Origin of the sequence: Vibrio sp. OPT46, from assembly GCF_015163535.1 — a bacterium.
Lineage (GTDB): Bacteria > Pseudomonadota > Gammaproteobacteria > Enterobacterales > Vibrionaceae > Vibrio > Vibrio alginolyticus.
The window spans coordinates 67,664-74,497 of sequence record NZ_JADDYG010000244.1; the positions used below are offsets into that span (position 1 = coordinate 67,664).

Below are 6,834 nucleotides of genomic sequence, written 5' to 3' on the forward strand. Positions count from 1 at the left end.
TCACACTGCTGGATTTAAAGTGGTGATTCCTTCTTCTCCACAACGCGCATACGGCTTACTTCTCGCTGCAATTAGAAGCAATGATCCCGTCATGTTCTTCGAACCGAAGCGCATATATCGCACCGTTAAATCTGAAGTCGTTGATAACGGCGAAGCACTCCCACTCGACACCTGCTTCACCTTACGCAAGGGGCGAGATATCACGCTCGTTACTTGGGGCGCATGCGTCGTAGAGTCACTTCAGGCCGCGCAAACCTTGTCTAGTCAGGGAATTGAAGTCGAGGTGATTGATTTGGCGAGTATTAAGCCAATTGATACCGCGACGATTTTCAGCTCACTAGAAAAAACTGGACGTTTACTCGTTGTTCATGAAGCGAGTAAAACTTGTGGTGTGGGATCTGAGCTATTAGCTCGAACCGCTGAACACGCCATGTGCTTACTTAAAGCCCCACCTAAACGAGTAACTGGAATGGACACCATTATGCCTTATTACCGTAACGAAGATTATTTCATGGTTCAGAAAGAAGACATTGTGACCGCAGCGCGCGAACTCGTGGAGGATTGGAAATGAAGACGTTTAACTTACCCGATCTCGGCGAAGGCCTCGCTGAATCAGAAATTGTAAAATGGCACGTTAATGTCGGTGACATGGTTAAATTAGATCAAGTGATCTTAACCGTAGAGACAGCAAAAGCGACGGTCGACGTCCCTGCCCCCTATTCGGGCCGTGTGGTCAGCCGTCATGGTGAGGAAGGTGAAATCGTCAATATTGGTGCATTACTGCTAGAGATTGATGAAACAGGTGCCGGGAGAGAAGTAACGGCAGAGAAAAAAGCCACTGCTGACGCCGCAACCGTCGTCGGTAGCGTTTCTCACCAAGCGCATCATGTTAACGTTGATGATTTCTGGATTGGTGGCAACCACAACACGACAGAAAGTAACCTCGTTACCGCCCTGCCTTCGGCTCGCTTGTTGGCACAAAAACTTGGGGTAGATCTTAACCTTGTGTCAGGTAGTGGCCCGAACGGACTTATCGTAGATGCCGATATTTACGACGAAGCCGGAAAACAGCGTCCAGGCACCGAAGTTTTGAAAGGCGCTCGACGTACCATGGTATCGTCTATGACCGAATCGCACGAACATGTTGCTGCCGTAACCATTACGGAAGAAGCATTGTTGGAAGATTGGCTGCCAAACGAAGATATCAGTATCCGCCTTGTTCAAGCGATTGTTCATGCGTGTCAAGAAGAGCCCGCTTTAAACGCTTGGTTTGATGCCGAAACCATGACACGCTGTGTACACACAACGGTCAATGTAGGAATTGCAGTAGATAGCCGTCATGGATTGTACGTGCCAGTCTTGCGCCACGCAGATGAATACGAGCCACAAGATGTTCGTCGTTGGCTCGATCAAACCGTTGAAGGGATCAGAGAGAGAAAAATCGGTCGTGAGCAATTGCAACACGCGACGATTACGCTTTCCAACTTCGGCGCGATTGCCGGTATTTACGCGACACCTGTCGTCACACCGCCACAAGTCGCTATTGTCGGCGCGGGCCGAATACTCGACCGAGTTGTGATAAGAAATGGTCAAGCAATTTCGGTGAAAGCAATGCCGCTATCCGTAACGTTTGATCATCGCGCTTGTACTGGTGGTGAAGCTGCAAGGTTTACAAAAGTACTTGCAGAGCACCTGCAACGTCCGAGCGAAAAGTAACTTATAAAAATCAAATGATAAAGGCTTCCAGTCCGGAAGCCTTTTGTTTTAGGAAGCAAGACTATATCTACAGCTTCTCTAACAGCTCAGGCATTACCACAAACAAATCGTCGACCAATCCATAATCTGCAATGTCAAAAATAGGCGCATCAGGGTCGCTATTAATTGCAACAATCACCTTGGAATCTTTCATTCCCGCCAAATGCTGGATCGCGCCAGAAATTCCGACGGCAATGTATAACTCCGGTGCAACAATTTTGCCGGTTTGCCCAACTTGATGGTCATTAGACACATAGCCCGCATCGACCGCCGCTCGTGACGCCCCTACCGCTCCACCTAGCTTGTCAGCCAATTGTTCTACTAAAACAAACTTCTCTTTACTCCCGAATGCACGACCACCCGACACTACTACTCTAGCCGCTGGCAATTCTGGTCGCTCACTTTCTGGCGTTTGTTGCGAAACAAACTCACTAAGTTTATTGATAATCACCGTGTCGACTTGAGTAAGCTTAGGGACAACTGGCGTGTCAGATAGCTCTGCGGCATCAAAAGCCGTACTTCTTATGGTCATCACTTTATAGGGATCATTCGACGTGACTCTCGCCAATGCATTTCCAGCATAAATTGGACGAATCACCGTATCGATAGACTCGATTGTCATCACGTCAGAAAGTTGACCAACATTAAGCAACGCCGCCACACGAGGCATCACATTCTTACCAAATGTACTGGCAGGAGAAAGAATGTGTGAGTAGTTTTTGGCTACTTGTGAGATCAAAGGTGCGATATTTTCCGCTAATCCATGTTCATATCCCTTCGCATCAACCCAGATAATTTCTGCAACACCTTGAACACAATTCAACTCATCCAAAACTGATTGGCACTGATAACCAATAAGCAACACAGAAACAGGAAGCGATTTATCATCATCCTTAATCTCAAATGCCGCTTTAATTGCACACAGCGTCCCTACAGCCAACGATTGGTTGTCATGCTCTGCGAGCACAAGTGTTGCTAATGGTCGGTCTTCCATGGTCATGCCTCATATAACACGTCAGATCCATTACTTGAGCTTAGTCCACTTCACGTTAACGTCAACTGAGCTATAGTTTTCTGTATAGAAACCAAAACCTGTCACGCAGATGACGATAATAGAAAGGAAGCATAAAGATGGAACGAGAATGCATGGAGTTTGATGTCGTGATCGTGGGGGCCGGACCCGCAGGCTTAAGCGCCGCTTGTCGGCTAGCTCAACTCAACCAAGACAGTGAAGGTGACGCACTTTCAATTTGCGTTGTAGAAAAAGGCTCAGAAGTGGGCGCACATATTTTATCTGGCGCTGTTTTTGAAACTAGTGCCTTAGATGAGCTTTTCCCCGACTGGAAAGAAATGGAGGCCCCGCTAGCAGCCTCGGTTCAACGAGATAATTTCCTTTATCTTACTACTGAACAAAACCATATTCGAGTTCCTCACATCCTTACACCGCGTCCAATGATAAATGGCGAGAATAATTACGTAATTAGCCTTGCCAACCTTTGCCGTTGGCTCGCTAACCAAGCAGAAAATCTTGGGGTGGAAGTTTTTCCGGGCTTTGCCGCTGCAAGCATCAATTATGATCAGACTGGCGCCGTGACAGGCATTAACACGAGCGATATGGGACTAGATAAGAACGGCCAGGCCAAACCTAACTTTGAACCAGGTATCGAGCTAAGGGCAAAATACACCCTTTTTGCTGAAGGTTGTCGCGGACATCTGGGTAAAGAACTTATTCAAAGGTTCGACCTAGACGCAGGAAAGCAACCACAGCACTACGCGCTTGGCCTAAAAGAGATATGGGAGTTACCCACTGACAGTAAGGATGTATCTGGCAGTGTTATCCACTCCGCTGGCTGGCCCTTGAGTGAAACAAATACCACAGGCGGCGGTTTTCTCTATCACATGGAGAACAACCAAATCGCCGTCGGGCTTATTGTCGACTTGAATTACAGCAATCCTTACTTGAGTCCGTTTGACGAATTTCAACGCTTTAAGCACCATCCTGCTATTGAACCACATTTGAAAGGTGCTCAGCGCATCGCTTACGGCGCAAGAGCCATTGCGAAAGGTGGACTTTCCTCTCTGCCGAGACAGCAATTCCCTGGCGGTTTATTGATTGGTTGTGATGCGGGGACTTTGAACGTTGCTAAAATTAAAGGCAGCCACACAGCAATGAAATCCGGAATCATTGCAGCAGAAGCGGTACATACGGCCCGACAAACTGGAGCTTCTGAGCCAGACTACCAGTCGTTGTTTGAACCATCATGGTTGTATGACGAACTCGCTGAAACGCGTAACTTTGGTGCGAACATTCATAAGTTTGGCAGCATACTGGGCGGTGCTCTTTCGACTTTTGAACACAACCTGTGGCAACCACTGGTTAAGAAGCCGTTACCTTGGTCTATCAAGGACTATTCGCACGATCATGAGCAGTTAAAACCTAAACAAGAGTGCCACCCAATTGCATACCCAAAACCAGATGGTGAAATCAGTTTTGATAAGCCTTCGTCGGTATTTTTGTCGGGAACACAGCACGAAGAGAATCAACCTTGTCACCTTGTTCTGACTTACCCTCACATTCCAATTGATGTGAATTTAGGTATGTATGACGAACCGAGTCAGCGCTATTGCCCCGCTGGGGTTTACGAAGTGGTGGAAGTGGACAATAAGTTGAAGTTTCAGATAAATGCCGCCAACTGCGTTCATTGCAAAACCTGTGACATCAAAGATCCTTCGCAAAACATCACGTGGAAAGCACCAGAAGGTGGCGGCGGACCAAGCTATCAAAACATGTAGATACGTTAGTATGTTGACGATCTAACAAATGGATAAACAAACCGATTGGCAGAGCCTCATTACTCCTGCCAATCGACAAAATGATCAAGCAAGAAGTCGATAGCCAATCGCGCTCGTAGTGGTAGAAAGTGACGATTCTGATAAACAATCCAGCTGCTGTTGCCGCTTCCCCAATACGGCTCTAGTATTGGCACCAAACGACCAGACGAAATAGCATCGTTGAAACTACTCTTCGGTAAGTACGCCACACCTAATCCTTCTGCACAGGCTTGCAAGACCGTGTGTGCGTTATTGCTCTTCCATCTGCCCTGCACTTTTACGCCATCTAAAGGCTTGCCGTCTTTTTCAAACAACCAAACGTCCTTATTGGCAATAATGCAGCTATGACGCTTGAGTTGCTCTGGGTGCGTTGGCAAACCATGTTCATCGAGATAACGCTGACTGGCTGCCGCTGCCATGGGACGATCCACCAGCTTTCTCGCAACCAAGCCTGAATCACTCAACCTGCCGTAACGAATGGCAAAATCGAAACCATCTTCAATAAAGTTGACCATGCTGGTGTTGAAGTTAATTTCAACCGTGAGATTAGGATGTTGCTTGGCAAACGCCATCAAGGCAGGCGCTACATGGTTCTCAGAAAACGCACCAGCGGCACTCACACGTAACGTACCACTCAATTGAGTTTGCTGCGTGGTGAGTTGCTCATTGGCTTGCTGAAGCCCAATCACCAACTCTTTACACTGTTGATAATACGCTTGCCCCGCTTCCGTTAGACTCACCATTCTTGTCGAACGTGCTAACAAAGCGACACCTAATCGCTCTTCTAGTCTTGTGACTTGGCGACTGACGTGACTGGTACTGCAACCTAACTGTTTTGCCGCTGCAGAAAACCCTAAGCTCTCAGCAACCGTAACAAACTCATTGATGCCTTCAAAACTGTCCATACTTACCTTTGCTATATAGCAATAATGTTTTGCCAATTAATCGTATTATCACTTATTTGTTTAGCAATTAGTATGAAGGTGTTCAACAAATACACGTAAGCCAAAAAGGAAACCATCATGAAGAAAGTACTCATCATTGTGACGAACCATGCGACCCTTGGTGAAACTGACCAAGCAAACGGAACTTACGCGCCAGAGCTCACTCATGCCCTTAGCGAACTACTGGGTGCAGGCTTCGATTACGACATTGCCTCTATCAAAGGCGGGCAAGCACCACTGTACGGAACCGACATCGAAGGTGACGCAATAAACGAGAAAATCTTGGCGGATGATGATTTCCAGAACCGCATCAATAACACGATTCCAGTGTCACAAATCAACGGTGACAACTATGATGCGATCTTCTATCCGGGTGGTTTTGGTCTTCTTTCAGACCTAGCGAGCAACGAAGATTTTGCCAAGATTTCTGCAAAACACTATGAAGATGGCGGTATTGTTGCAGCAGTTTGTCATGGTCCGGGCGCTCTTCTTCCTATCACGCTTAGCAATGGCGAAAAGCTGCTTGCGTCTAAATCAGTAACAGGTTTCACTCGCGAAGAAGAGATCGACTTCGGCACCATCAACGATATCCCATTCCTATTGGAAGAATCTCTTGCACGCAGCGCAGCGCGCTACTCTAAAGTGCAACCATGGCAAGAGTTTGTAATTGTGGATGATCGTGTCATCACAGGTCAAAACCCAACGAGCGCACACGGCGTAGGCAGAGCGATTGTTGAACACCTAGCTTAAACGCGCCGGAAACTACAACCATCCTAGAAGAGGAAAGCGTGCTTTGTCATGCTTTCCCTTGCTACAGGCGATCGCAAGATGCGCTTATACTTCTACCCCTGCTTCATCTTCTTCTACGATATCCGTTTCTTGGTTCGCCTCTTCCAACCATTGCTGTAAAGATTCACTTGCTAGCACCTTTTGTTGGTAAGCTTTGGCACCTTCCGATAACTCGATACCGTAAGTTTGGAAACGCAATGCCACAGGTGCATACATAGCATCAGCTATCGACCATTCTCCAAATAGCCAACCGTTGGGATACAGTTTGGCTTGCTCAGCCCAAATGGCATCAATACGCGCAATATCCTTACGCGCACCTTCCGTTAAATCGACTTTTCTGCGTGCGCGGATGTTCATTGGGAGTTCGCTTCTTAAGTTAAAGAAACCCGAATGCATTTCTGATGCGATGGCGCGTGCTTTAGCCCGTTCTGCAGACTTACTTGGCCATGCTTTGCCTTGTAAGTATTGCTCGTTAACGTATTCCAAAATCGCTAATGAATCCCACACTGTTGCG

At 47.2% G+C, this 6,834-nt stretch carries 7 protein-coding genes; 4 read left to right on the plus strand and 3 right to left on the minus strand.

The window, feature by feature from the left end:
• Both IQR33_RS32770 and IQR33_RS10435 read left to right on the plus strand, forming a co-directional pair.
• The coding region (locus IQR33_RS32770; protein ID WP_322631760.1) for an alpha-ketoacid dehydrogenase subunit beta at positions 1–571 on the plus strand (571 nt) is incomplete at its 5' end.
• Positions 568–1,716, plus strand: a complete 1,149-nt coding sequence (locus IQR33_RS10435; protein ID WP_005375831.1) for a dihydrolipoamide acetyltransferase family protein — start codon at positions 568–570, stop codon at positions 1,714–1,716. The genes IQR33_RS32770 and IQR33_RS10435, both read left to right, overlap by 4 nt.
• 67 nt (positions 1,717–1,783) lie before the next feature.
• On the opposite strand, the gene IQR33_RS10440 is transcribed toward IQR33_RS10435, so the two are convergent.
• Positions 1,784–2,749, minus strand: coding sequence for an electron transfer flavoprotein subunit alpha/FixB family protein (locus IQR33_RS10440; RefSeq protein WP_017821214.1), 966 nt, complete (start codon positions 2,747–2,749; stop codon positions 1,784–1,786).
• A 137-nt stretch (positions 2,750–2,886) separates the two neighbouring features.
• On the opposite strand from IQR33_RS10440, the gene IQR33_RS10445 reads away from it, so the two are divergent.
• Positions 2,887–4,548 carry an electron transfer flavoprotein-ubiquinone oxidoreductase gene (locus tag IQR33_RS10445; RefSeq protein WP_054701352.1) on the plus strand — a complete coding sequence of 554 codons (1,662 nt, stop codon included), beginning with the start codon at positions 2,887–2,889 and terminating at the stop codon, positions 4,546–4,548.
• Positions 4,549–4,607: 59 nt separating this feature from the next.
• Here the strand turns inward: IQR33_RS10445 and IQR33_RS10450 are convergent, their stop codons facing one another.
• Positions 4,608–5,492 carry a LysR family transcriptional regulator gene (locus IQR33_RS10450; protein WP_042521059.1) on the minus strand — a complete coding sequence of 295 codons (885 nt, stop codon included), beginning with the start codon at positions 5,490–5,492 and terminating at the stop codon, positions 4,608–4,610.
• Between the two features lie 117 nt (positions 5,493–5,609).
• On the opposite strand from IQR33_RS10450, the gene IQR33_RS10455 reads away from it, so the two are divergent.
• Complete coding sequence (locus IQR33_RS10455; protein WP_170893282.1) at positions 5,610–6,281, plus strand: type 1 glutamine amidotransferase domain-containing protein; 672 nt, start codon at positions 5,610–5,612, stop codon at positions 6,279–6,281.
• Between the two features lie 84 nt (positions 6,282–6,365).
• On the opposite strand, the gene IQR33_RS10460 is transcribed toward IQR33_RS10455, so the two are convergent.
• A partial coding sequence (locus IQR33_RS10460; RefSeq protein WP_228013841.1) for a glutathione S-transferase C-terminal domain-containing protein occupies positions 6,366–6,834 on the minus strand: 469 nt, incomplete at its 5' end.